At 71.3% G+C, this 24,300-nt stretch carries 17 protein-coding genes; 9 read left to right on the top strand and 8 right to left on the bottom strand.

What is annotated here, in order from left to right:
• Positions 1-6: 6 nt before the first annotated feature.
• The 3 genes from ACWDR4_RS12510 (at position 7) to ACWDR4_RS12500 (ending at position 5,061) form a co-directional block, all read left to right on the top strand.
• On the top strand, positions 7-2,202 hold the full coding sequence (locus ACWDR4_RS12510; RefSeq protein ID WP_450407332.1) for a 3-hydroxyacyl-CoA dehydrogenase NAD-binding domain-containing protein: 2,196 nt from the start codon (positions 7-9) through the stop codon (positions 2,200-2,202).
• Between the two features lie 413 nt (positions 2,203-2,615).
• A complete protein-coding gene (locus ACWDR4_RS12505) occupies positions 2,616-4,259 on the top strand; it encodes a thiamine pyrophosphate-binding protein (RefSeq protein WP_450407329.1) in 1,644 nt (547 codons plus the stop codon).
• Positions 4,260-4,326: 67 nt separating this feature from the next.
• Complete coding sequence (locus ACWDR4_RS12500) at positions 4,327-5,061, top strand: IclR family transcriptional regulator (protein ID WP_450407327.1); 735 nt, start codon at positions 4,327-4,329, stop codon at positions 5,059-5,061.
• A 77-nt stretch (positions 5,062-5,138) separates the two neighbouring features.
• On the opposite strand, the gene ACWDR4_RS12495 is transcribed toward ACWDR4_RS12500, so the two are convergent.
• From ACWDR4_RS12495 to ACWDR4_RS12485, 3 genes are all read right to left on the bottom strand, one after another.
• Positions 5,139-6,611 carry a sugar ABC transporter ATP-binding protein gene (locus ACWDR4_RS12495; protein ID WP_450407325.1) on the bottom strand — a complete coding sequence of 491 codons (1,473 nt, stop codon included), beginning with the start codon at positions 6,609-6,611 and terminating at the stop codon, positions 5,139-5,141.
• A gap of 1 nt (position 6,612) precedes the next feature.
• Complete coding sequence (locus tag ACWDR4_RS12490; protein ID WP_450407322.1) at positions 6,613-7,683, bottom strand: sugar ABC transporter substrate-binding protein; 1,071 nt, start codon at positions 7,681-7,683, stop codon at positions 6,613-6,615.
• A 75-nt stretch (positions 7,684-7,758) separates the two neighbouring features.
• Positions 7,759-8,808 (bottom strand): ABC transporter permease, encoded by a 1,050-nt coding sequence (locus tag ACWDR4_RS12485; protein WP_450407320.1) that lies wholly within the window; start codon positions 8,806-8,808, stop codon positions 7,759-7,761.
• Positions 8,809-8,953: 145 nt separating this feature from the next.
• Between ACWDR4_RS12485 and ACWDR4_RS12480 the strand changes: the two genes are divergently transcribed.
• Entirely contained in the window at positions 8,954-9,679 is a 726-nt protein-coding gene (locus ACWDR4_RS12480; protein WP_450407318.1) for an SDR family NAD(P)-dependent oxidoreductase, read from the top strand.
• Here the strand turns inward: ACWDR4_RS12480 and ACWDR4_RS12475 are convergent.
• Complete coding sequence (locus ACWDR4_RS12475; protein WP_450407315.1) at positions 9,648-11,756, bottom strand: zinc ribbon domain-containing protein; 2,109 nt, start codon at positions 11,754-11,756, stop codon at positions 9,648-9,650. The two genes, ACWDR4_RS12480 and ACWDR4_RS12475, sit on opposite strands and share 32 nt — an antisense overlap.
• Positions 11,757-12,026: 270 nt before the next feature.
• Between ACWDR4_RS12475 and ACWDR4_RS12470 the strand changes: the two genes are divergently transcribed.
• Both ACWDR4_RS12470 and ACWDR4_RS12465 read left to right on the top strand, forming a co-directional pair.
• Positions 12,027-13,979: a Xaa-Pro dipeptidyl-peptidase gene (locus tag ACWDR4_RS12470; RefSeq protein WP_450407314.1), complete on the top strand. Its 1,953-nt coding sequence runs from the start codon at positions 12,027-12,029 to the stop codon at positions 13,977-13,979.
• Positions 13,976-15,250, top strand: coding sequence for a M14 family metallopeptidase (locus ACWDR4_RS12465; RefSeq protein ID WP_450407312.1), 1,275 nt, complete (start codon positions 13,976-13,978; stop codon positions 15,248-15,250). Before ACWDR4_RS12470 ends, ACWDR4_RS12465 begins: the two co-directional genes overlap by 4 nt.
• 166 nt (positions 15,251-15,416) lie before the next feature.
• On the opposite strand, the gene ACWDR4_RS12460 is transcribed toward ACWDR4_RS12465, so the two are convergent.
• Entirely contained in the window at positions 15,417-16,361 is a 945-nt protein-coding gene (locus tag ACWDR4_RS12460) for an FAD-dependent oxidoreductase (protein WP_450407309.1), read from the bottom strand.
• Between the two features lie 66 nt (positions 16,362-16,427).
• Between ACWDR4_RS12460 and ACWDR4_RS12455 the strand changes: the two genes are divergently transcribed.
• Positions 16,428-17,471 (top strand): oxidoreductase, encoded by a 1,044-nt coding sequence (locus tag ACWDR4_RS12455; RefSeq protein WP_450407306.1) that lies wholly within the window; start codon positions 16,428-16,430, stop codon positions 17,469-17,471.
• Between the two features lie 48 nt (positions 17,472-17,519).
• On the top strand, positions 17,520-19,163 hold the full coding sequence (locus ACWDR4_RS12450) for an ABC-F family ATP-binding cassette domain-containing protein (protein ID WP_450407305.1): 1,644 nt from the start codon (positions 17,520-17,522) through the stop codon (positions 19,161-19,163).
• Positions 19,164-19,372: 209 nt separating this feature from the next.
• On the opposite strand, the gene ACWDR4_RS12445 is transcribed toward ACWDR4_RS12450, so the two are convergent.
• Together ACWDR4_RS12445 and ACWDR4_RS12440 are read right to left on the bottom strand one after the other, a co-directional pair.
• Positions 19,373-21,742, bottom strand: coding sequence for a Tex family protein (locus tag ACWDR4_RS12445; protein WP_450407303.1), 2,370 nt, complete (start codon positions 21,740-21,742; stop codon positions 19,373-19,375).
• A gap of 221 nt (positions 21,743-21,963) precedes the next feature.
• A complete protein-coding gene (locus ACWDR4_RS12440) occupies positions 21,964-22,722 on the bottom strand; it encodes an enoyl-CoA hydratase/isomerase family protein (protein ID WP_450407300.1) in 759 nt (252 codons plus the stop codon).
• Positions 22,723-22,965: 243 nt separating this feature from the next.
• Between ACWDR4_RS12440 and ACWDR4_RS12435 the strand changes: the two genes are divergently transcribed.
• Positions 22,966-23,475 carry an ATP-binding protein gene (locus tag ACWDR4_RS12435; protein WP_450407433.1) on the top strand — a complete coding sequence of 170 codons (510 nt, stop codon included), beginning with the start codon at positions 22,966-22,968 and terminating at the stop codon, positions 23,473-23,475.
• Between the two features lie 34 nt (positions 23,476-23,509).
• On the opposite strand, the gene idi is transcribed toward ACWDR4_RS12435, so the two are convergent.
• Positions 23,510-24,106: an isopentenyl-diphosphate Delta-isomerase gene (gene idi, locus ACWDR4_RS12430; protein WP_369030991.1), complete on the bottom strand. Its 597-nt coding sequence runs from the start codon at positions 24,104-24,106 to the stop codon at positions 23,510-23,512.
• Positions 24,107-24,300 lie beyond the last annotated feature (194 nt).

The raw sequence follows: 24,300 nt of genomic DNA, 5'->3' as shown, positions 1-24,300 counted from the left end.
CCCGTCATGACACAGAGCACCACCATCCGCTGGGAACAGGACCGCACCGGTCTCGTCACCCTCGTCCTCGACGACCCCGACCAGTCCGCGAACACCATGAACCAGGCGTTCCGTGACTCCCTCGCGGTGGTCACCGACCGGCTGGAGGCCGAGAAGGACACGATCCGCGGCATCATCCTCACCTCCGCCAAGAAGACGTTCTTCGCGGGCGGCGACCTGCGCGACCTCATCAAGGTCACCCCCGAGACGGCCCAGGAACTCTTCGAGGGCGGCCTCGCCATCAAGCGGAACCTGCGCCGCATCGAGACCCTCGGCAAGCCGGTGGTCGCGGCGATGAACGGCGCGGCCCTGGGCGGCGGTTACGAACTCGCGCTGGCCTGCCACCACCGGATCGCGCTCGATACGCCGGGCACGAAGATCGGCTGCCCGGAGGTCACCCTCGGTCTCCTCCCCGGAGGCGGCGGAGTCGTCCGTACGGTACGCATGCTCGGCATCGCCGACGCGCTGCTGAAGGTGCTGCTCCAGGGCACCCAGTACAGCGCCCCGCGAGCCCTGAAGAACGGCCTGATCGACGAAGTGGCCGCCACGCAGGACGAGTTGCTGGCCAAGGCCCGCGCCTTCATCGACGCCAACCCCGAGTCGCACCAGCCCTGGGACAAGCCCGGCTACCGCATCCCGGGCGGTACCCCCGCCAACCCCAAGTTCGCGGCGAACCTGCCCGCCTTCCCCGCCAACCTGCGCAAGCAGACGAACGGCGCGCCCTACCCGGCCCCGCGCGCCATCCTCGCGGCGGCCGTCGAGGGCGCCCAGGTCGACTTCGAGACCGCGCAGGTCATCGAGGCCCGCTACTTCGTGGAACTGGCCGCCGGACAGACCTCGAAGAACATGATCCAGGCGTTCTTCTTCGACCTCCAGGCCGTCAACTCGGGCGCCAACCGGCCCAGGGGCTTCGAGCCGCGCCCGGTGCGCAGGGTGGCGGTGCTCGGCGCCGGGATGATGGGCGCGGGAATCGCGTACTCGTGCGCCCGCGCGGGCATCGAGGTCGTCCTCAAGGACGTCTCGGCGGAAGCGGCGGCGCGGGGCAAGGGCTACTCCGAGAAGCTGTGCGCGAAGGCCGTCTCCCGGGGACGTACGACCCAGGAGAAGGCGGACGAACTGCTCGCCCGCATCACGCCGACGGCCGATCCGCAGGACGTGGCCGGCTGCGACGCGGTCATCGAGGCGGTCTTCGAGGACCCGGCGCTGAAGCACAAGGTGTTCCAGGAGATCCAGCACCTCGTCGACCCGGACGCGCTGCTGTGCTCCAACACCTCCACGCTGCCGATCAGCGCCCTCGCCGAAGGCGTCGAACGCCAGGCCGACTTCGTCGGGCTGCACTTCTTCTCGCCGGTCGACAAGATGCCGCTCGTCGAGATCATCAAGGGTGAGCGGACGGGGGAGGCGGCGCTGGCGCGCGCCTTCGACCTGGTCCGCCAGATCAGGAAGACCCCGATCGTCGTCAACGACTCACGCGGCTTCTTCACCTCACGGGTCATCGGGCACTTCATCAACGAGGGCGTGGCGATGGTCGGCGAGGGCATCGAGCCCGCGTCGATCGAACAGGCGGCGGCACAGGCGGGCTACCCGGCGAAGGTCCTCTCCCTGATGGACGAACTGACGCTGACCCTGCCGCGCAAGATCCGGGCGGAGTCCAAGCGGGCGGTGGAGGAGGCGGGCGGTACGTGGCCGACGCATCCCGCGGAGGCGGTGATCGACCGGATGGTGGACGAGTTCGGCCGTACGGGGCGGAGTGGGGGCGGCGGGTTCTACGAGTACGGGGAGGACGGCAGGCGGGCGGGGCTGTGGCCGGGGCTGCGGGAGTACTTCGGGCGTGGTGAGGGTGCGGAGGGTGGGAACGGTACGCAGATTCCCTTCGTGGACATGCAGGAACGGATGCTGTTCTCGGAGGCGCTGGACACGGTGAGGCTGCTGGAGGAGGGCGTGCTGACGTCGGTCGCCGACGCCAACATCGGCTCGATCTTCGGGATCGGGTTCCCGGGGTGGACCGGGGGTGTCCTCCAGTACATCAACGGGTACGAGGGCGGCCTGCCGGGGTTTGTGGCGCGGGCGCGGGAGTTGGCGGAGCGGTATGGGGAGCGGTTTGCTCCGCCGGGGTTGCTGGTGGAGAGGGCGGAGAAGGGGGAGGGGTTCGGGGACCGGTAGTTTTCTCGCCCCCGCCGCCCCTACCCGTTCCCATCCCCTGGGGGCTGCGCCCCCAGACCCCCCTACGGCCCTGAACGGGCCTTGTCCTCAAACGCCGGACGGGCTGAAAGACCAACCCCGGCCGGCGTTCGACGACAACCGCGCCCAGCCCACCATTTCCCCCGCCCACTCACCCCCACCGCACTTCAGCACCGGCCCGCACCATCAGCCCGTCCGGCGTTTGAGGACGAGCGCGTTCGGCGCGAAAGGGGGGTCTGGGGGCGCAGCCCCCAGAAGGATGGGACGGGTAAGGGCGGCGGGGGCGAGAAACCGTATCGCTCAGCGACACGCCCCCCTTGTCCCCTCGTGCACCGGCATCGGACGCTGACTGGCAACCAAACCGGTCCTCGTCCCACCGCCCCCGAGGAGCCCCCATGGGATCCCGTCCCGCCCTCGCCCTGCTGGAAATCCTGCGCGGCGAAGGCGTGGACCGCGTCTTCGGCAACCCCGGCACCACCGAACTCCCCTTCCTCGCCGCCCTCGCGCACACCGAGGGCACCGAAGCAGACACCCCCGAATACGTCCTCGGCGTCCACGAAGGCGCCGTGGTCTCCATGGCCGACGGATACGCCCGTGCCACCGGCCGCCCCGCCTTCGTCAGCCTCCACATCGCCGCCGGGCTTGCCAACGGACTGATCGGGCTGCTCAACGCCCGCCGCTCCCGCACCCCCCTCGTCGTGATGGCAGGCCAGCAGGACCGCCGCCACCTCCAGCAGGACCCGATGCTCTCCGGCGACCTCGTCTCCCTCGCCGCCCCCGCCGTGAAGGCCACCTTCGACATCCAGCACGCCCACGACCTGCCCCTCGCCCTGCGCCGCGCCTTCGCCCTGGCCGTCAGGCCCCCGGCCGGGCCCGTCTTCCTCTCCGTCCCCATGGACCTGTTCGCTGAGGACACCGAGGTCGAGGTGCCTGCCCGCAGCGTCCCGCCCCGGCCCGGGCCGGCCGCAGGGCTCGACGGGGCCGCCGTTCTCCTCGGCGCCGCCGCCCGCCCCGTGATCGTCGCCGGTGACGGAGTCGGCCGCGAGGACGCGGTGAACGCCCTGGTCCGGACCGCCGAGGCCTGCGGTGCCACCGTCCACCACCAGCCCATGGCCGACTGGCTCGACTTCCCGACGACCCACCCCCTCCACGCGGGCATGCTCCCGCCCCGCCACGACGCGATCCGCGCCGCGCTCTCCCCGTACGACACCGTCCTGATCGTGGGCGCCCACGCCTTCACGCCTCACCACTACACGCCCGGGCCCGCGCTCCCGCCCGGCGTCACCGTCGTACAGCTGGACTCCGACCCGGACGAGATCGGCCGTAACTTCCCCGTCGACGCCGGGCTGGTGGGCGCGCTCGCGCCCTCTCTCGACAAGCTGGCCGAGCTGCTGCGCAGCCAGGTGCCCGCGCACACCGCGAAGGCCCGGATCCTGCGCGCCGGTGAGCGGCACAGCGCCGAGCGGGAGCGGGCGGAGGCCGCCGCCCTGGCCGCGTACTCCCCGGCACCGCTCGCGCCCTGGGCCGCCGCGCACGCCGTGGCGCGGGGGCTGCCGCCGGACGCCGTGGTGGTCGAAGAGGCCATCACAGTAGGGCTGTTGCTGCGTCGGCTCGTACGGCTCGACCGGCCCGGAAGCTATACGCACACCGTCGGCGGCGGGCTGGGCTGGGGCATCGGTGCCGCCGTCGGACGCTCGCTCGCCGAGCCCGGGCGGCCGGTCGTCGCCGTACTGGGGGACGGATGCGCTCTGTTCGGGCTCCAGGGGTTGTGGAGCGCGGCCCGCACGCAGGCCCCTGTGCTCTTCGTCGTCATGAACAACGGTGTGTACCGGACCCTCCAGGACACCTACGCGGCGATGGGCGGCCAAGGGGTCTGCCCCGGCACGGAGTTGGGGCCGCTCGACTTCACCCAGGCGGCCCGTTTCTTCGGCGTCGACGCGGTACGGGCGACCGGCGCCGAGCACGTACGGGAGATCGTCGCCGGGGCGGGCGAGCTGACGAGGCCGCTGCTGCTCGACGTACCGCTGCGGCAGCAGTAGGGCGACGTTCCGGACTCATAGTCACGCGCGTCTTGTCACCCGGCCCCCATGGCCCGACCATCTCCCCATGACGGACGGACCGGTTCCGAAGTCGGTGCTCGCGCGGGGCGTGACGCTGCTGCGGGTCTGCGGTGACTCCGACACCGCGCTGAGCCTCGCCGAACTCGCCCTGCGCACCGGGCTGCCCAAGCCGACCGCGCACCGGCTGATCGGCGAACTGGTCCGGCTGGGGCTCGTCGAACGTACCCCCGAGGGCTCGTACCGCATCGGGCTCGCCCTCTTCGTCCTCGGCCAGTCGGCGCCGTCCGTCCGTGAACTGCGGGACACGGCACTGCCGTTCCTCGGCGATCTGCACGACGCGACGAAGGAGAACGTGCACCTGGCCGTGCCGGACGGCACCGACACCCTGTTCCTGGAGAAGATCACCGGCCGCCGAGCCACGCCGATCGTCTCCCGCACGGGTGGGCGGCTGCCCGCGCACTGCACGGCCACCGGCAAGATCTTCCTCGCCCATGACCCCCGGCTGCCCCGGGCCTCCCTGCCCCGCCTCACGCCCCGCACCCTCACCCTGCCCGGCCAACTCGCCCGCGACCTGGCCCTGACCCGGGCCCGTGGCTACGGCGTCAACCTGGAGGAGGCCGAGGTAGGTATCTCGGCGGTCGCTGCCCCGGTCTACGGCCGCGACTCCCGCCCCGTCGCCGCCATTTCGGTGACCGGCGGCACCCGCCGCCTCGACGTGGACCGGGTCGGCGCCCATGTGTGTGCGGCGGCCAGGGCACTGACCAGGCGACTCTCGGCCTGAACCACACGCCCCTTTCCCATCACCCTGTCACCCGTCCCCGTCACCCCTCACCCGTCATCCCTCGCCCATCACACCCCTCACCCCGCCCTCGGCACCCCCCGCTGCATCGCCACCGCCAACTCGTGCTCCGTCAGCCGCTCCCCGTGCACCTCCACCGTGATCCGCCCCCGCACGAACACCAGCACCCGGTCGCACACCTCCGTCAGTTCGGCGAGGTCCGTCGACGCGACCAGGACGGCCGCGCCGCCCGCCGCCAACTCGCCGACGATACGGTGCATTTCGGCCCGTACGCCGACGTCGACGCCCCGCGTCGGATCGTCCAGGACCACGATCGCCGGGTCGGTCGCGAGCCACTTCGCGAAGACGACCTTCTGCTGGTTGCCGCCGGAGAGTCGGCCCACGATGTCGTGCGGGCCGCCGCGCAGCCGCAGACGCTCCGTCAGATCAGTCGTCCCACGCACCAGTTGGGCTCTCGACGGCATGACACCGCCCCTGCCCAGCGCCAGCCAGCTCACCGCCGTCGCGTTCTCCCACACCGTCCGCCCGGTCATCAGCCCGTACCGCTTCCGGTCGCTCGGTACGAACGCGACCCCGGCCCGTACGGCCGCCCGCAGCGAACGCGGCTGCCCCCGGCCTCCTATGTCGACCCGCCCCGCGGAGACCGCCGTACGGCCGCACACCACCTCCAACGCGCCCAGATGGCCCGCCCCTTGGAGCCCCGCGACCCCGACGACCTCGCCCGCCCGCACGGTGAACGTCACATCCCTGAGCCGTCCGGGCACACTCACCCCGGACAGCACCACCGGCGGCGGTGAGGTGTCGACCGCCTTGCGCGTCCGGCGGGCCGGTGGCTCGGGCCGGCCGCCGAGCATCGCCGTCACCAGCTCGGGTACGTCGAGTTCGGCCCGTGGCACCCCGGCCAGCGCGACCCGGCCGTCCCGCAGGACCGTCACGCGCTGCGCGAAGCGCATCACCTCCTCCAGGAAGTGGGTGACGTACAGGACCGCGATGCCCCGCCCGGTGAGGGTGCGCAGGACGCGTTCGAGGCGGTCCACGGCGGCGGCCGGGAGCGCCGACGTCGGTTCGTCGAGGACCAGGAGTCCGGGGCGGCGCAGGAGGGCGCGGGCGATCTCCGTCAACTGCTGGTCCGCCAACGGGAGTTCGCCGAGCAGGGTGCCCGGCTCGACATCGAGGCCCAGGTCGGCGAGGACCGGCCGGGCCGCCCGGTCCATGGCGCCGTGGTCGAGCAGGCCGAAGCGGCGCGGCGGACGGTGCGGGAAGAGGTTCTCCCGCACGGTGAGGTCGGGGAAGAGGCTCAACTCCTGCGAGACGACAGCGATTTGGGTGTCGTCGGTCAGTCGTACCGCCCCTTCGTCCGCTGCCAGCGTCCCCGAAAGGATGCGTACCAGCGTCGACTTGCCGGCCCCGTTCTCACCGACCAGCGCATGCACCTCGCCGCCCCGCAGCCTGATCCCGGCGCCGTCCAACGCCCGTACCCCGCCGTAGGACTTGACCAGTCCTTCCGCCACCAGGACATCGCCGTACGTCATCTCAGCGCGCGTCCTTCAGCGGCTTGATGTTGGCCTGCTGGTCGCCGAGCAGCTTGTCGATCGTCGGCTTGTACCAGTCGTACGCCGCCTCCGCGGACTTCTGGCGGGTGATGATCTCGTCGATGTTGGAGGAGTCCACCACCCCGCCCGGCGACAGGAACCAGCCGTCGAGCAGCTTCCCGTCGTTCTCCCGGACCGCCTCGATCAGCATCGCCGTCGACAGATAGCCCTTGAGGAAGTGCTGCGGGTCGATGGTGACGAAGTTCGAGCCGTCCTTGACCGCGTCGAGCGTCTTCGGGTCGACGTCGAAGCCCGCTGTCAGCCACTTCCCGCCCTCCGACTTCTTGATCTTGGCGAGGTTGTAGCTGTCGGCGTCCCCGACCCCGAGGAAGGCGAGCGCGTCCGGGTGCGCGTTGACCTGCGCCGACCAGGAGCTGTAGTTCTGCCCGGGATCGCTGTACGTCTGGAAGGGGCCGAGGACTTTGACGTTCGGCGCCTTCTGCGCGAACGTGTCGGCGATCCCCTCGGCCCGGTTGTCGAGCACCGGCGTCCCGGGGTTGGGCACGCCGATGACGATCTCGCCCTTCGGGTCGTCGCCGAGCCGCTTCAGGGCCTCCGTCGCCATCAACTCGCCCAGCGCGTAGTTGTCGTTGCCCACATAGAAGGTGACCTTGCTGCCGTCGGTGGGGGAGGTGTCCAGGGCGACGATCGGGATGCCCTGGTCGACGGCGCGGGCGGCCGGGCGGGTGAAGATCGGCGGGTCCAGGTTCTCCAGGACGATGCCGTCCTTGGCGCGGGCGGTCAGGTTCTGGAAGAGCTGCACCTCGGCGGGCCCGTCGGTGTTGGGCGGACCGACCGCCTTGAAGTCGATGTTCCCCGCGTGGTCGGCGGCGCTCTCCGCGCCGAGGACCATCTCGTGCGCGAAGTTGAGAGAGATGTTGGCGACCGCTATGCCCATCTTGAGCTTCCCGCCCGAACCGGCGGAACCGCTGTCGGAGTCGCCGCATCCGGCGGCGGCCATCAGTACCAGTGCGCCGAGGGCGGCGGACAGCGTACGGAGTCGGCGGTGCATCGGGGCCTCCAAGGGAGCGGCTCACAGGGGCACTTGGCGTTTCGGTGTGGGGAGTTGGCGGTGAGGTGGAGGGAGTTACTTGCGTCGACGTCCGGTCCGGCGCAGCGCGCTGTCGGCCGCGACCGCGACGAGGATGACCCCGCCGGTCGCGAACGACGTCCAGTTGATGGGGACTTCGAAGAACACGAGCCCGGCGGCCACGACCGACAGGATCATCGCCCCGGCCACCGCACCGATCACCGAACCACGTCCGCCGGCCAGCGGGGTGCCGCCGATGATGCACGCGGCGATGGCCTGCAACTCGTAGCCCTGGCCGAGCGTCGGGTCGCCTGCGCCGTAGAAGGCGAGGGCGAGGGCGGCGGCGCAAGCGGTGGTGAGGCCGGACAGAGCCAGGGCCTGAACTCGGGTGCGGACGACGGGGATTCCGCTGAACGCGGCGGCGTCGGGGTTGGAGCCGATCGCCCGCACCCGGGCTCCGAAGCGGGTGCGGGCGAGCACCACCGAGAGGACGACGACCACCGCGAGCAGCACCCAGAGCGCGAACGGGACTCCGCCCGCGTCGCCGCCCGCGAGGGTGAAGAACGAGTCGTCCAACGGCAGATCGGTGATCTGCTTGCCGTCCGCGAGGGCCAGCCCGACCCCCCGGAACAGCAGCAGCGTACCCAGCGTGACAATGAACGACGGCAGCGCGAGCAGTGTCGTGACCAGCGCGTTGAACACCCCGAGCAGGATCCCGGTGGCCAGCATCACCGGCACCGAGAGCCACGGCGGAGTGCCCTCCCGCACCAGCAGCGCCCCCACCACCAGGCACATCGCGTAAGTGCCGCCCACCGACAGATCGACCTCGCGCATGGCGAGCGCGAACACCATCCCGCACGCCATCAGCGAGATGTACACGGAGTTGTGCGCGGTGGACAGCAGGTTGTCGCTCGCCAGGAAGTCGGGATACGGAATGCCGATGCCCGCGATCAGCAGCCCCAGGACGAGCAGGACGCCCAGTTCGTCCCGTACGACCCGGCGCGGCAGCAGCCCGGCGAGCCGCGGCGGCACCCTGAACCGCCGCCGCCCGCCGTCCTGTTCGCGGGCGCGCTCGGCGTCGTCCACGGCACGCTCGGTCTCGGTCATCGGGCACGGCTCCCGTACGGGCGGCTGCAACGGTGGCGGGGGGTGCACCGCAGCGTGGGCCCCCTGGGCGCGGGCGGCAACCGGGCCGTTCCGGCGAGTGAAATGCGCTCTTGCCGAGCGGCCGGGGCCTCATCACACTCGCCCCATGGAGACGCGTACCGCACTGGTGACCGGCGCGGCACAGGGCCTCGGCCACGAGTTCGCCGTGGCGCTCGCGGGCCACGGCTACCGGGTCGCGGGCCTGGACCTGGTCCCGCAGCCCGAGACCGCCGGAAAGGTCCTGGACTACCTGGAGCTGACCGCCGACCTCACCGACGAGACCCAGGTACGGCAGGCGCTGGAACGCGTCATCGACCGCTTCGGGACCCTGCACATCCTCGTCAACAACGCGGGCGTCTACCCCTCTTCGCCCTTCGAGGAGACGACCCCGGAGGAGTGGCGGCGCGTGATGCGCGTGAACCTGGAAGCACCCTTCCTGGTCACCCAGGCCGTACTGCCGCACCTCAGGGCTGCGGGCTGGGGGCGCATCGTGAACATCGCCTCGGCGGCCGTCCTCACCGCCCCGCCGACGATGGTCCCCTACGTCACCTCGAAGATGGGCCTGATCGGCTTCACCCGCGCCCTCGCCTCGGCCCTCGGCCCCTGCGGCATCACGGTCAACGCGATCGCCCCCAGCATGGTCCGTACGGCGACGGCCGAGCGGACGGTCGGCGCGGACGGCGGCTTCGAGCACGTCCGCGCCCAACAGGCCGTACCGCGCACCCAGTTGCCGTCCGACCTCGTCTCGACACTCCTGTACGTGATCGACGAGGGCAGCGGCTTCCTGACCGGCCAGACCCTCAACGTGTCAGGCGGATCCGCGTACTTGTGAGGATCGCGTCTCCGTGCACGTCGTGCACGGAGTTGGTCGCCGCGATCCCGTTCCAGAAGTCTGTTCGCAGCGTCTCTGATTGGCTAAGCGATCCCATGTCAGACGTGGTGTCTGGCAACGGGATTTCCCACTGTGGAGGGGTGGCGTGGGCGTGCAGGTGGAAGCCTGCACCCAGTGCTGCTCCTCGCGGCCGGTGCCGGCTGGTGGTGGGTGTGCTGATCGTCGTCACGCTCTGGTGCCGGTGGGCTGCGCGGGGCAGCCGGGTCCGGCCCGTTGGTGCGTGTCCCTCCGGACGCTGGCCTACCGGACCCGGGGGGCGGGTAGGGGAGGATGTCCGGCGTCGCCTGGGCGTCGGACGTGCTGCGTGTCGCCGGGTGGGTCCGGTCTTGGACCGGTCCGTCCGGCTGGTCTTCGGCTCGGGTGTGACGACCGCGCCCGCTTCGAGCTTCTCCACTACCGTGGGGATGGCCATGGCGCCGCTGGTGCGATCGGTGACGCTTTTGGTCTGGTGGGTGAGGCCGCGTGCGGCGATGCGCTGCCAGGCGCCCTGGTCGCGGTCGCCCTGCCAGCCGCAGGAGGGGCAGAGGGCCCATCTCCAGCCGGGTGTGGTGGGCCGGTCGGGGGCCTTGCGATGCCGCAGCGGCACCAGGCACCGGGGGCAGTGTTTGGAGGTGCCCCGGGCCGGGACGGTGATACCGGTCTCGGCGGCGAGGTGCCGCATCCGGTCCACGATCTGTCCGCGTATCTGCTGGGACATGCGGGTGTTGTGGGTGCGGCCCATGCCGCGGGCTTCCACGGAGCGGAGGTCTTCGACGTGGATGACGCTCGCCCCGGCGGCGATGGCCTGGTCCACGGCCCAACGGGCGGCAGCCGCAGCGAGGGCGTCGTTGAGGTTCGACCGGCGAGTGGAGACGTGCCGGATCTCCTCGGCCAGGACCGCATGCCGACCGGTCAGGGCGTGCTGTTCGCACCCGCCGGTGAGCCGCTGGATGGGGGTCCCCCCGCGCGAGCGAAGCCGAGCGTGGGGGAGGTCGGCCTTGGTGTGCAGGTGTTCGGACAGGCGGCGCAGCCGGTGCTGTCTCGCCAGGACGCCTGCGGCGCGGAACATGCCACCGGCCCCGAGGGCGGTGATGGTGCCGTCGTCGTGGAGGCGGGCGGCCCCGGCGGACAGCAGGGTGTTCAGGCCCCAGTCCACGCCCAGCGCGACCACATGCCCGCTCCGTTGCGGCTCCGGGACCGGGTGGGTGTAGGCGAGATCGGCCCGCACCCTGCCCTGGTCGATGCGCAGGGTGGGCAGGTGCAGCACCGCGTTCGCGGGGATTGTCGGCGGTAGCGTGATGGGGCAGGCCACCCACGTCCAGTTCGCGTAGGAACGCGGGTCGGGGCGGGTGGGCAGTTGCAGGCGCAGCAGTGCCCGGCTGTGATCGTCGGCGCGTTCGATGGTGGCCTGCTGCCCGTCACACGCGGACAGCAACAGCATCCGCGCGACGCGGGGGGCCGTCTCCACCTCGAACACATCGACCGGCATCCGGCGATGCTTGTTCACGAAGGCGGCGACCTGCCGGGTCCGGCCCTTGATGACATTGGACGGCAGGAACCATCCGCCGGGCACCGCCGCACGTACCGCGTCCCACTCGTCCGGGGTGCGCTTGGCGGGGTCCGCGGGCCAGGTCGCGAGAACCCCGGTAGTGAGGTCGGCGCGCCACTTCGCCGAGCGCAGCGTGCGCCCAGCCGTCTCCTGAGCCATCCGCACGATGCGGTCATTGACCCGGATGTCCTCGGCCGGGCCGACGGTCCAGCCCAGACGGCGCAGGGCCATCCACGCGTTCGACGGCAGCGCCCGGCCCCCGGCATCCTCGCCACCGGCCAGCACGCCCACATCGACGGTGTTCCAGCGCTCGGCCAGCAGGGCGGTGACCATCCCGGACACAAGATCAGCAGCCCACCCCACCCGCTCCACCAGCACACCAGCCGACAGGACTTCACCCGACTTCTCGTCAACTGCGGCGCGCAGCAGGCCACGGGCGCAGGCCGTACGGGCAGTCTCACCCTCACCGAGCGGCAGCTTCCGTCCCACCAATGCCCCCTCCCGCTCGTGGTGCTGTCATCCGATCAGCTCAACGACACCCCCGCGTAAAGGTCACACATTCGACCACCGCACTCACACGCGGCCTGGCCCGAGGAGATGGCGAATCGCTATGGATGCTTAAGGAAATCCGTGAGCCGATTCGTCATCTGTGAGGCCAGGTGTGTCCATGGCCACCCCTGTCACACGATCGCCATTCGGCCGTCATGGGCCCAAGAGACCCTCTTTTGCACGGGAGTTGACCGCAGTACCGTCCGGCACATGCCGAAACGCACGCGCTTCACGACCTGGAGAACGCTCGCGACGGCGGCCACCGCCGCCCTCATGGCCGCCCTGCTCACCCCGGCCGTCGCCCACAGCGCCCCACGGGAGAGCAGACCCGTCTATTCGTACGACAACGCGATCCGCGAGGCCGTCTGGGTGGACACCGGCCTCGACGGCGACAGCGACGGGAAGACCGACCGCGTGGCCGTCGACATCGTCCGGCCGCGCGAACTCGCCGCGCAGGGCCGCAAGGTACCCGTGATCATGGACGCGAGCCCCTACTACTCCTGCTGCGGACGCGGCAACGAGAGTCAGCGCAAGACGTACGACGCGAACGGCAACGTTGTCCAGATGCCGCTGTTCTACGACAACTACTTCGTACCGCGCGGCTACGCCTTCGTCGGCGTCGACCTGGCCGGCACCAACCGCTCCGACGGCTGCGTCGACGTCGGCGGACGCTCCGACATCCAGTCCGCGAAGGCCGTCGTCGACTGGCTGAACGGCCGCGCCAAGGCCTACACCACCCGCACCGGCACCGACCGCGCCAAGGCGACCTGGACCAACGGCAAGACGGGCATGATCGGCAAGAGCTACGACGGAACGATCGCCAACGGCGTCGCCGCCACGGGCGTCAAGGGCCTGGAGACGATCGTCCCGATCAGCGCCATCTCCTCCTGGTACGACTACTACTTCGCCAAGGGCGCCCCCCTCTACGACTCCGGCCCCGATTGGCTGTCGGACTACGTCGAGAGCCCGGCCGCCCGCGCCAAGTGCGCCGCCGTACAGCAGAAGATCGTGGCCGGAGCCCCTCGCACCGGCGACTGGACGTCCTTCTGGACCGAGCGCGACTACGTGAAGGACGCCCGGAAGATCAAGGCCAGCGTCTTCGTCATCCACGGCCAGCAGGACCTCAACGTCCGCCCCAAGCACTTCGGCCAGTGGTGGGACGCCCTCGCGAAGAACCGCGTCGAGCGCAAGATCTGGCTCTCCCAGACCGGCCACGTCGACCCCTTCGACTTCCGCCGCGCCACCTGGGTGGACACCCTGCACCGCTGGTTCGACCACGAACTCCTCGGCTACGACAACGGCATCGACGACGAGCCCATGGCCGACATCGAGCGCCACCCCGACCAGTGGGTCACCTCGTCCGTCTGGCCGCCTCGTTCCACGGACACGGTGACCCTGCGCCCCGGCACCGGCGAACAGCCCGGCGTCGGCACCCTCGGCCTGCGCAAGCAGTCCGGCACGGAGAAGTTCACCGACGACCCGACCCTGAGCGAGACCGACTGGTCGGCGCAGATCGACAGTTCGACACCGGGCAAGGCCGGCTTCACCACCGCACCACTCGCCGCCGACCTGCGCGTGTCCGGCTCGTCCACGGTGACCGTGACGGCCACCCCGACCACCACCACCGCCCACCTGACCGCCGTCCTGGTCGACCTCGGCCCCGACACCATCCGGGACTACGCCGACGCAGCCGAGGGCATCACCACGCTCACCGACCGCACCTGCTGGGGCCCGGGCACCACCGGCGACAGCTCCTGCTTCCGCGTGACGCAGGCGAAGACGACGGCCGTCGACTACACGATCCTCAGCCGCGGCTGGGCCGACCTGGGCAACCACGCCTCGGCCGCGAAGGGCGCCCCGCTCACCCCGGGCAAGCCGTACACGATCGCCCTCGACCTGCACGCGAGCGACCACGTGATCCCGGCGGGCCACCGCCTAGCCCTGATCGTCGCAGGCACGGACAAGGACCTCATCGACCCGCCGTCGACCACCCCTACCCTCACGCTCGACCTGTCCCGTACGACGGCCAGGGTGCCCCTCGTCGGCGGTGCGGGCGCGTTCGCGCAGGCCACGGCCGGTACCGTCACGGCCACCCCGAGCCCGTCCCTCCTCGACGGCGTACGCGACCCGCGCGCCGCCCACCGCATCCCGGGAGCGATATGAAACCGCGTCTTGCCACGGTGATCGCCGCAGCCCTCGCCGCACCCCTGCTGTCGGCCCCCGCCTACGCGGCCGAGGCCCAACCGGCGCCCCCACGCACGGGATTCGAGCAGACGAACGGCGCCCGCTGGACCAGCCAGCCCGAGGAACAGGACTTCCTCACCGCCGTCGACCGGGCAAGCGCCCGCGTGACGCTCACTGGCATCGGCACCACCAAACAGAACCGCCCCGTCCAACTCGTACGCATCGGTGAACGCCCGACCACCCGCACCGTGCTGCTCATCTGCAGCCAGCACGGCGACGAGCCGTCCGGCCGCGAGGCCTGTCTCACGACGATCCGCGACCTGGCATACGCGAAGGACGCGCGGACGAAGGAGTTCCTGTCCCGCACCACCCTGCTCGTCGTCCCCACGGCCAACCCCGACGGCCGGGCCGCCGACACCCGGGGCAACAGCGACGGCATCGACATCAACCGCGACCACCTGTCCCTCCAGACGGCGGAAGCACGGGCGATGGCGACGGTCCTGCGCGACCGCCAACCCGACGTCGTCTACGACCTGCACGAGTACGGGGCGACCCCCCTGTACTACGAGAAGGACCTGTTCGACCTCTGGCCGCGTAACCTCAACACCGACGCGGCCGTGCACTCCGAGGCACAGACCCTGTCGCAGACGTACGTCCGGCCGGCCGCCGGGAGCGCCGGGTTCACGACCGGCACGTACGGCATCTGGACCGACCCGGTCACCGGTGACCCGATCCGGCAGGTCGCCGGGGACGGGCAGGAGCGCATCCTGCGGAACATGTCCGGCGTGAAGCACGCGGTCGGGCTGCTGATCGAGAGCCGCGTCGAGCCGTTGACGGAGGGCACGCCGGAGCCGGACAACAACCGGCGCCGGGTGGACTCCCAGCTGGCCGCCCTGAAGGGCCTGTTCAGCTTCGCCGGGGAACGGGGCCGACAGCTCGACGCGGCCACCGGCGCCGCCCGCCTGGCCGGTTACCGGGACACCGGCCCGGTCTACCTCGGCGGCGCGGACAACGACCCGGCCGAACCGTCCGAGGTGATCGAGGACCCGGCGTGCGGCTACCGGCTCACCGGGGACCAGTACACGGAGGTGGCCGACGAGCTGTCGCTGCACGGAGTACGGGTACGCCCGGACGGGGAGGACGGCGCCTATGTCCCCCTGCGCCAGTCACTGCGCGCGCTCGTACCACTGCTGCTGGACGAGCGGGCCCCGTACCACCTGACGGAGGGGGAGCCGGACACGGCCTGCTGAGCGGGCAGGAGGCGGGTGGTCCGTGGCGGAGGGGGGCCGGAACCGGGTTGTCCGTGGCGGAGGGGGGCTGGGCCGGTGATGTCGGGTGGCGCGCCAGCGCCCCCGACAGGGGCGCGGGGAACTGCGCGACCAGCCCCCACCGACCCGCAGCAAAAAACAAACCCACTCACCCCCCGACAAGCCGCGCAGCGTCCCGCGCACAGCCCCAAGCGACCGTAACCCCCGCCCCACCGTGCCCATAGTTGTGCACCAACACCCGCCCGTCGGCAGGGAGTTCACGCTCCAGCCGCACAGCCCCACGGGCGGGCCGCAGCCCAACCCGATGATCCAGCACCCGCGCCCCCGCGATCTCCGGCCGAACAACCGCACAGCGCCGCACGATCTCCTCGGCCACCACCGGATCAGGCACGAGCGACCACGCGTCATCCTCTGCCGTGCCGCCCAGGATGAGCCCGCCCGGCTGCGGAAAGAAGTACGTGGTCTTCGAGCCGGAGTGCCCCGCTGCCGTGAACCACGTCGTGATCCCCGGGTTCTCCACGACGACCAACTGCCCCCGCACGGGACGTACCCCCGGATCGGGAACGAGATCGCGGGCGCCCAGCCCCGTGCAGTTGACGACGACGTCCACCCCGTCGGCCCCGGTCGCCTCGGCGAGACTCCCGACGGACCGTTCCTCCACCACCCCGCCCGCCGCGAGGAACCGTTCCCGCAGCCACCCCAGATGCACCGGCATGTCGATCAACGGCAGCCGCGCCCAAAGGCCCTCACCCGTCTCCCGCAGCCCCGGTATCCGCGCGGCCCACGGCCCCAGCTCGTCCAGCCGCTGCCCGGCCTGTACACCCTCGACCATGCGTACGCCCGTCTCCCCGGGCCGCTCCGCCAGTTCCTCGTAGACGGAGAACGACGCGAGCGCCCACTCCCAGGTGAGCGCCTCCGGCTCGATCCGGTACGGCCACCACAGCGCACCCGCAACTGCCGAGGTGGTCCGCTCGGCGGGCTCCCTCGTCCACACCCGGACCCGCCGGCCCTGCTCTGCCAGTACGACCGCCGTCGTCAGGCCGATGACCCCGCCGCCGACCACGATCACGTCACCACTCCGCCGCGTCTCCACGCGGGGACGGTAGCGGAATATGTCATGCCGTGCTCAGATCGCTCCCAGTCTGGGGATACTCACAGCATGTCTGCCGAGTACGCGACCTTCGGCCTGGCACCGGCGATGCGTGCCGGTGGAGTCCTCGCCAACGGTGACTACCAAGTCCACCGGGACTTCCTCGACTTCATCGTCGACGGCCGTCCCCTCCTCTACCAGCTCTCCGACCTCGACGCGGTCTCCCCGCTCGCCTCCGACGTCCCACCCGCGATCTTCACCGCCCAGGTCCGCGGCCTGCTCCTGGAGGCCGACGCACCCCTGGAGGGCGGCCGGTACGTCATCTACGGCTGTCCCGAGTGCGCGGACCTCGCGTGCGGTGCCGTGACCGCGGCCATCGAGAAGGACGGCGACGACTATGTGTGGCGCGACTTCGCCTGGCAGACGGACACCCACGCCGACCTGGAGCTGAACGGCTACCACGGCATCGGGCCCTTCCGTTTCCCGGGCGCCGAGTACCGGGAGGCTCTCGGTTCCCTCCTCGACACCGCGGAGGCCACGGAGTCCGTGGAGCCGGGCGCTGCCCGCCGCCGGGTGCTGCTGATCGGCGCCCGGGTCGCCGTCCTCGCCAAGCTCGCCGCCGCCCTGCGCACCATAGGGATCGGCGCGGACATCACCCGGGACGCCACGGACGTCCCCGCCGACGAACTGCGCGGCTACGGCGCCGTCGCCTTCGGCCGCGCGGTCGACGAGGAGGAACGTGCCGCCGTACGCCGCTCCTTCGAACACGCGGGCGTCGAGGTGGCGTACGTCGACGGGCTCGCCCCGATCGTCCCGCTTCTCGTCGCCCAGATCGAACACGCCCTGGACCGCAGCCCGTTGGAACGGCGCCGCCTCACCCGCCTGGTCGCGGCCGACGGCGAGGCGGGCATAGAGGTCACCTCGACCTGCCGCGTCCACCTCACCGCGTACCGCCTGGACCGCCTGTACCGCACCCAGACGCACGACGTCTTCGACGGCATCCTCGAACCCGGCCGACACCGCATCGAACTGGACGCGAAGGCGGTGAGGGGGGAGTCGTTCATCGTGGCGCGTACGTCGGGAACCGTGCTGGTGGAGCCGATGGCCCGGTGAAATCCCGGACGCGGCGGAGTGCGGGCGGCGGTTAGGATCGGCACCCTGATGACTGCCACCCTCGTCGCCAAGAACCTCGCCGCCGGCCACGGCGACCGCTCGCTCTTCTCCGGGCTCGACCTCGTCGTCGCGCCCGGAGACGTGATCGGGCTCGTCGGTGCCAACGGCGCGGGCAAGTCCACGCTGCTCAGGATGCTGGCCGGGCTGCTCACGCCCGAGCAGGGCGAACTGCGCCTCTCCCCGCCGACCGCGAGCGTCGGTCATCTCCCGCAGGAGCCGGAGCGTCGGGAGGGCGAGACCGTCCGCGACTTCCTCGCGCGCCGCACGGGCGTGGCCGAGGCCCAGCGGGTCATGGACGAGGCGACCCAGGCCCTCGTGGACGGCTCCCCGGGTGCGGACGACGCGTACTCGACGAGCCTGGAGCGCTGGCTCGACCTCGGCGGCGCCGACCTGGACGAACGGGCGGAGGAGGTCGCGGGTTCCCTGGCCCTGACCGTGGACCTGGACCAGCCGATGACGTCCCTGTCGGGCGGCCAGGCGGCAAGGGCGGGCCTGGCTTCGCTCTTGTTGTCCCGCTACGACGTCTTCCTGCTCGACGAGCCGACGAACGACCTGGACCTCGACGGTCTGGAGCGCCTGGAACGCTTCGTCAAGGGCCTGCGTGCCGGCACGCTCGTCGTCAGCCACGACCGGGAGTTCCTCACCCGCACGGTGACGAAGGTCCTCGAACTCGACCTGGTCCAGCAGCAGATCAGGCTGTACGGCGGCGGCTACGAGGCCTATCTGGAGGAGCGCGAGGTCGCCCGCAGGCACGCCCGCGACGACTTCGAGGAGTACGCCGACAAACGCTCCGCCCTCCAGGACCGGGCCCAGATGCAGCGCGGCTGGATGGACAAGGGCGTCAAGAACGCCCGGCGCAAGGCGAACAACGACAACGACAAGATCGGCCGCAAGTTCCGCAGCGAGGCCAGTGAGAAGCAGGCCGCGAAGGCGCGTCAGACCCAGCGCATGATCGAACGCCTGGACGTGATCGAGGAGCCGCGCAAGGAGTGGGAACTGCGCATGGAGATCGCGGCGGCCCCGCGTTCCGGCTCGGTGGTCGCGACCCTGCGGGACGCGGAGGTGCGCCGCGCGGGCTTCACCCTCGGTCCGGTGAGCGTCCAGATCGACTGGGCGGACCGGATCGCGGTCACGGGAGCGAACGGTGCCGGCAAGTCGACGTTCCTGGGCGCCCTGCTGGGCCGCGTCCCGCTGGACGCGGGGCACGCCGCGCTCGGCTCGGGTGTGGTGGTCGGGGAGGTCGACCAAGCCCGCAAACTCTTCCACGGCCCCGAGGCCCTGCTGGACGCGTTCTGCGAGGCGGTCCCGGACACGGAACCGGCGGAGGTCCGTACCCTCCTGGCCAAGTTCGGTCTGAAGGCGGAGCATGTCCTGCGTCCGGCGGCGACGCTGTCCCCGGGCGAGCGCACCAGATCAGCCCTGGCGCTTCTCCAGGGCCGAGGCGTGAACCTCCTGGTCCTGGACGAGCCGACCAACCACCTCGACCTGCCGGCCATCGAACAACTGGAACAGGCCCTCGACTCCTACGAGGGCACGCTCCTCCTGGTCACCCACGACCGCAGAATGCTGGACGCGGTACGGGTGACGCGGCGCTTCGAGGTGGCTGCCGGCAAGGTGACGGAGCTGCCGTAGTTCGCTCGGCCGCGGCCCGGTGGGGGCTGGTCGCACAGTTCCCCGCGCCCCTGAAAGCAGGCCCGCCTCGCTGCGGGCATGCGTGCCGCTAGGGGCGGCTCCCGTCCCACCGAGGGCGGCACCCCGTACAGCGCCGGGCTGCGCGACCTACCCGCCCCTCAGCACCAGCACCGGGTGCCCTCACAGCGAAGGGCACCCGGCACCCGTACTCACCTCCGCTTGGGATCCACCAACCCCGCCTTCCGCAAGGCATCCGCCATCGCACTGTTCCCGGGCGCGGGCGCCCCCTGCCGAGCCCCTCCACCACCTTGCCCCTGCCGCTGCTGCCGAGGCTGAGGCGGCCGACCCCCACGCTGCTGAGGCCGCCCCCCACCCCCCTGCTGCTCCCCGGAAGGCACCGCCTCGTCGTCCAACCGCAGCGTCAACGAAATCCGCTTCCGGGGAATGTCCACGTCAAGCACCTTCACCTTGACGATGTCACCGGACTTCACGACGTCATGCGGGTCCTTGACGAACGTCTTGGACATCGCGGACACATGCACCAGCCCGTCCTGGTGGACGCCGACATCCACGAACGCCCCGAACGCGGCCACGTTCGTGACCACACCCTCCAGCACCATCCCGGAGGACAGGTCGCCGATCTTCTCGACCCCGTCCTTGAAGGTGGCCGTCTTGAAGGCGGGCCGGGGGTCACGCCCGGGCTTCTCCAGCTCGCGCAGAATGTCCGTCACCGTCGGCAGACCGAACGTCTCGTCGACGAAGTCATCGGGCCGCAACGACCGCAGCACCGCCGTGTTCCCGACCAGCGAAGCCACCCCGCTCCCCGCCGACTTCACCATCCGCCGCACCACCGGATACGCCTCCGGGTGCACACTGGACGCGTCCAGCGGATCGTCCCCGCCCCGGATCCGCAGGAACCCCGCACACTGCTCGTACGCCTTCGGCCCGAGCCGCGCGACCCCCTTCAGCTGGGACCGCGACTTGAACGGCCCGTTGGCGTCCCGGTGCGCGACGATGTTCTCCGCGAGCCCGGAGGAGATGCCGGAGACCCGCGAGAGCAGCGGCGTGGACGCCGTGTTGACGTCGACACCGACACCGTTCACACAGTCCTCGACCACCGCGTCCAGCGACCGCGACAGCTTCACCTCGGACAGGTCGTGCTGGTACTGCCCGACCCCGATCGACTTCGGGTCGATCTTCACCAGTTCGGCCAGCGGGTCCTGCAGCCGCCGCGCGATGGACACCGCCCCGCGCAGCGACACGTCCATGTCCGGCAGTTCCTGCGAGGCGAACGCCGATGCCGAGTACACGGACGCGCCCGCCTCGGACACCATCACCTTGGTGAGCTTCAACTCCGGGTGCTTGGTGATGAGTTCGCCGGCGAGCTTGTCCGTCTCGCGGGACGCCGTACCGTTGCCGATCGCGATCAGGTCGACCGCGTGTTCCTTGGCGAGGCGGGCCAGCTTGGCGACCGCCTCGTCCCACTTGTTCGCCGGTACGTGCGGATAGATCACGTCCGTGGCGACGGCCTTGCCCGTCGCGTCCACGACGGCCACCTTCACGCCCGTACGGAATCCGGGGTCGAGCCCCAGCGTCGCGCGCGTGCCGGCCGGGGCGGCGAGCAGCAGGTCGCGCAGGTTCGCCGCGAAGACGTTGACCGCCTCGTCCTCCGCGACCGTACGCAGCCGAAGGCGCACGTCGATGCCGAGGTGCACCAGGATCCGGGTCCGCCAGGCCCAGCGCACGGTGTCCTTGAGCCACTTGTCGCCGGGACGGCCGCGCTCGGCGACCCCGAAACGGTGGGCGATGATCCCCTCGTACGAGGAAGGGCCCTCCGTCGGCTCCTCCGGCTCCAGGACCAGGTCGAGGACGTCCTCCTTCTCGCCGCGCAGCATCGCGAGGATGCGGTGCGAGGGCAGGGCGGTGAAGGGCTCGGCGAAGTCGAAGTAGTCGGCGAACTTGGCGCCCGCCTCCTCCTTGCCCTCCTTCACCTTGGCGGCCAGCCGCCCGCGCACCCACATCCGCTCGCGCACCTCGCCGATCAGGTCGGCGTCCTCCGAGAACCGCTCGGTGAGGATCGCGCGGGCGCCGTCCAGCGCGGCCTGCGCATCGGCGACGCCCTTGTCGGCGTCCACGAAGGCCGCCGCAGCCGCCAGCGGGTCGACGGACGGGTCGCCCAGCAGGCCCTCGGCCAGCGGCTCAAGGCCCGCCTCGCGCGCGATCTGCGCCTTCGTCCGCCGCTTCGGCTTGAACGGCAGGTAGATGTCCTCCAGGCGCGCCTTCGTCTCCGCACCGCGGATCTGCGCCTCGACCTCGGGCGTCAGCTTGCCCTGCTCGCGCACCGAATCGAGGATCGCGGCCCGCCGCTCCTCCAGCTCCCGCAGATAGCGCAGCCGCTCCTCCAACGTGCGCAGCTGCGCATCGTCGAGCATCTCGGTCGCTTCCTTGCGGTAGCGGGCGATGAAGGGAACCGTCGAACCCCCGTCGAGCAACTCGACGGCGGCTCTCACCTGCCGCTCCCGTACGCCGAGTTCCTCGGCGATCCTGCCTTCGATGGACCCTACGAGGGGTGTCGTCACGATCCCGTACCGCCTTCTCCACTGAGGTTGCGCGGCAATTGTGGCAGGTGACACTGACAACCGCGCCCCAAAGGGGCGCGGGGCTGTGCCAACATGCGGCTCCGCCGCGCGGGCGCGACCAGCCACGACGTTGCCGCAGCAGACCGACAACACTTCGCGGCACTGCCTGCCACGCCCTTCCAGCCCTTCCGGCGGAGCGAGACCGGCACGAGCACCACCCCTCACGTGGACGAGGCCGGACCCGTCCAGGAGAAGTCCGGCCGCCGCCGTTCCAGGAACGCGGCCACCCCCTCCGCCGCCTCGCCGCCGTCCCGCGCCTGCTCGGCCCAGTACGCGTCCCGGTCGGTGCTCCCGTTCGCGAACTCCTTCGCCGCCGCCTGGGTGAGGCGCGAGCGCGAGGTGAGGACCCGGGTGAACTCCGCGACCCGCTTGTCGAGTTCGCCCCCGGGCAGCACCTCGTCGAGGAACCCGGTGCGCAGTGCCCGCTCGGTGTCGATCAGCTCGCCCGAGAACAGGAGGTACTTGGCCGTTGCCGGACCCACCAGGGCCGCGAGCCGCCGGGTGGACGACGCCGGGTACACCAGGCCCAGTTTCGCCGGTGTCACCCCGAACAGCGCCCCCTCCTCGGCGAACCGCAGATCACAGGCCGCCGCGAGCTGCGCCCCGCCGCCCACACAGTGTCCGCGCACCGCCGCCAGCGTCGGCTTCGGAAAGGCCGCGAGGGTGTCCTCCGCCAGCACGGCCAGCCGCTGCGCCTCCTCCGGCGAACCCTGGAGCGTCGAGATGTCGGCCCCCGCGCAGAACGTCCCGCCCGCCCCGGTGAGCACCAGGACACGCACGTCCGGATCGGCGGCCAGGGTGTCGAGCAGCGGCGGCAGCGCCCGCCACATGCCGGCCGTCATGGCGTTGCGCTTGGCCGGGTTGCGGATGACGACGGTGGCGACCCCGTCGGCGGCACTGTGGGTCAGCTGCGGCTCCATGGGCCGGATCGTATCCGCCGGTGCCGAAGGCCCGACGAGGGCGGCAGGCAAACCCGTACAACCCGAATAGTTCACGAAGTCGGCACGAGATGGCCAGGTCCAGTCGCATACGCGCTTGCGTCGCACGCCATGCGTCAGAAGCGCTCGATACGTGCTGACTTCTGTTCAGTTCTCCGGTGGGGACCCGGCGTTACCAACACTCGTCGTGTGGTGACAATCGAGCGCGAGGGCGGCGACCGGACGATGGAGAACCATGGGCGCGAGTCGGACGCACGCCCAGCGGACGACGGCGTACCCATGGAGCGGAGACCCCTGGATCCGCTTCCCTACGAAGGGGTCTGGAGGTTCACCGCTCCCGCCGTCGACGCCTCCGTCCCGCAGGCACGGCACGCCGTCCGGGACCTGCTGTACCGGCAGGGCGTACCCGCCTCGCCCGACCTGGTGCACGGGCTGCTGCTGATCGTCTCGGAGCTGGCGACGAACGCCGTCCGGCACGCGGCGCTCCTGTCGCCGACGCTCGCCGTGGAGGTCGCCGTCGGCGCCGAGTGGGTGCGGGTGTCCGTGGAGGACAACCACCCCTACCGCCCCACCGCCCTGGAGGCCGACCACGGCCGGACCGGCGGACGCGGACTGCTCCTGGTCCGCGAGATCGCCAGGGAGGCGGGCGGGGTGTGCGACATCGAACACACGGCGAGCGGAGGCAAGGTCGTCTGGGCGGCCCTGCCGCTCACCCCCGCGCAGCTGATGCCCTAGGGCCTGTCCGCCGGACAGGCCCTAGCGGCTGCCGTCACCAGCCGGCCGTCGGGCCCGTCAGCTCCCGGACCGCCGGGCGGGCCGCGTCCAGCACGGTCATGAACCAGGCCGAGAACGGCTCCTTCGCATGCCGCTCCGCCAGTTCGGCCGGGGTCACGAAGGCCGTGTCCCCGACCTCCTCCGGGTCCGGTGCGAGCGGCGACTGCGCCATCCCGACGAACAGGTGGTTGTACTCCTGCTCCACCAGGCCCGACTCCGGGTCGGGGTGGTTGTAGCGGACCGTGCCCGCCTCGGCGAGCAGCGACGGGGAGATCCCCAGCTCCTCGTACGTCCGCCGGGCCGCCGCCGCGAAGGGCGCCTCACCGGGGTAGGGGTGGCCGCAGCAGGTGTTGGACCAGACACCGGGGGAGTGGTACTTGCCCAGCGCGCGCTGCTGGAGCAGCAGTCGGCCCTGCTCGTCGAAGAGGAAGACGGAGAAGGCCCGGTGCAGCAGGCCTGGCGGCTGATGGGCGGAGAGCTTCTCGGCGGTTCCGATCGTCGTGCCGTTCTCGTCGACCAGCTCGAGCAAGATCGCTTCTGCGGTGCCGTTCGACGAACTGTTGTGCGTCGCGGTGGCAGGTGTGATCGGCATACCCATCCTTCGCCTCGGTCTTCGAGCCCCAAGTCTGCCGTACGAATCCGGCACTCCCGGCACTTCGCGGCACCCCCCGCATGTCAGGCGCGAAAGCCCCCGGACAGCGACCGGATAGTCAATCGTGCCCTGTTCCCCGGCCGAGGAACCGCCCGCAAGGGGGGCTTGAAGGAGGGGACGCGGGCGCGCGCCGG

This window comes from Streptomyces sp. NPDC000878, assembly GCF_053599695.1.
Note: the sequence above shows the minus strand (reverse complement) of the source record. Positions and strands in the feature narration are given on the sequence as shown.

What these genes read in the sequence shown, in the direction of transcription:
- ACWDR4_RS12510 (WP_450407332.1), top strand. Translation starts at nt 7, where the DNA reads ATGACACAGAGCACCACCATCCGCTGGGAACAGGACCGCACCGGTCTC.
- ACWDR4_RS12505 (WP_450407329.1), top strand. Translation starts at nt 2,616, where the DNA reads ATGGGATCCCGTCCCGCCCTCGCCCTGCTGGAAATCCTGCGCGGCGAA.
- ACWDR4_RS12500 (WP_450407327.1), top strand. Translation starts at nt 4,327, where the DNA reads ATGACGGACGGACCGGTTCCGAAGTCGGTGCTCGCGCGGGGCGTGACG.
- ACWDR4_RS12495 (WP_450407325.1), bottom strand. Translation starts at nt 6,611, where the DNA reads ATGACGTACGGCGATGTCCTGGTGGCGGAAGGACTGGTCAAGTCCTAC.
- ACWDR4_RS12490 (WP_450407322.1), bottom strand. Translation starts at nt 7,683, where the DNA reads ATGCACCGCCGACTCCGTACGCTGTCCGCCGCCCTCGGCGCACTGGTA.
- ACWDR4_RS12485 (WP_450407320.1), bottom strand. Translation starts at nt 8,808, where the DNA reads ATGACCGAGACCGAGCGTGCCGTGGACGACGCCGAGCGCGCCCGCGAA.
- ACWDR4_RS12480 (WP_450407318.1), top strand. Translation starts at nt 8,954, where the DNA reads ATGGAGACGCGTACCGCACTGGTGACCGGCGCGGCACAGGGCCTCGGC.
- ACWDR4_RS12470 (WP_450407314.1), top strand. Translation starts at nt 12,027, where the DNA reads ATGCCGAAACGCACGCGCTTCACGACCTGGAGAACGCTCGCGACGGCG.
- ACWDR4_RS12465 (WP_450407312.1), top strand. Translation starts at nt 13,976, where the DNA reads ATGAAACCGCGTCTTGCCACGGTGATCGCCGCAGCCCTCGCCGCACCC.
- ACWDR4_RS12455 (WP_450407306.1), top strand. Translation starts at nt 16,428, where the DNA reads ATGTCTGCCGAGTACGCGACCTTCGGCCTGGCACCGGCGATGCGTGCC.
- ACWDR4_RS12450 (WP_450407305.1), top strand. Translation starts at nt 17,520, where the DNA reads ATGACTGCCACCCTCGTCGCCAAGAACCTCGCCGCCGGCCACGGCGAC.
- ACWDR4_RS12440 (WP_450407300.1), bottom strand. Translation starts at nt 22,722, where the DNA reads ATGGAGCCGCAGCTGACCCACAGTGCCGCCGACGGGGTCGCCACCGTC.
- ACWDR4_RS12435 (WP_450407433.1), top strand. Translation starts at nt 22,966, where the DNA reads ATGGAGAACCATGGGCGCGAGTCGGACGCACGCCCAGCGGACGACGGC.
- idi (WP_369030991.1), bottom strand. Translation starts at nt 24,106, where the DNA reads ATGCCGATCACACCTGCCACCGCGACGCACAACAGTTCGTCGAACGGC.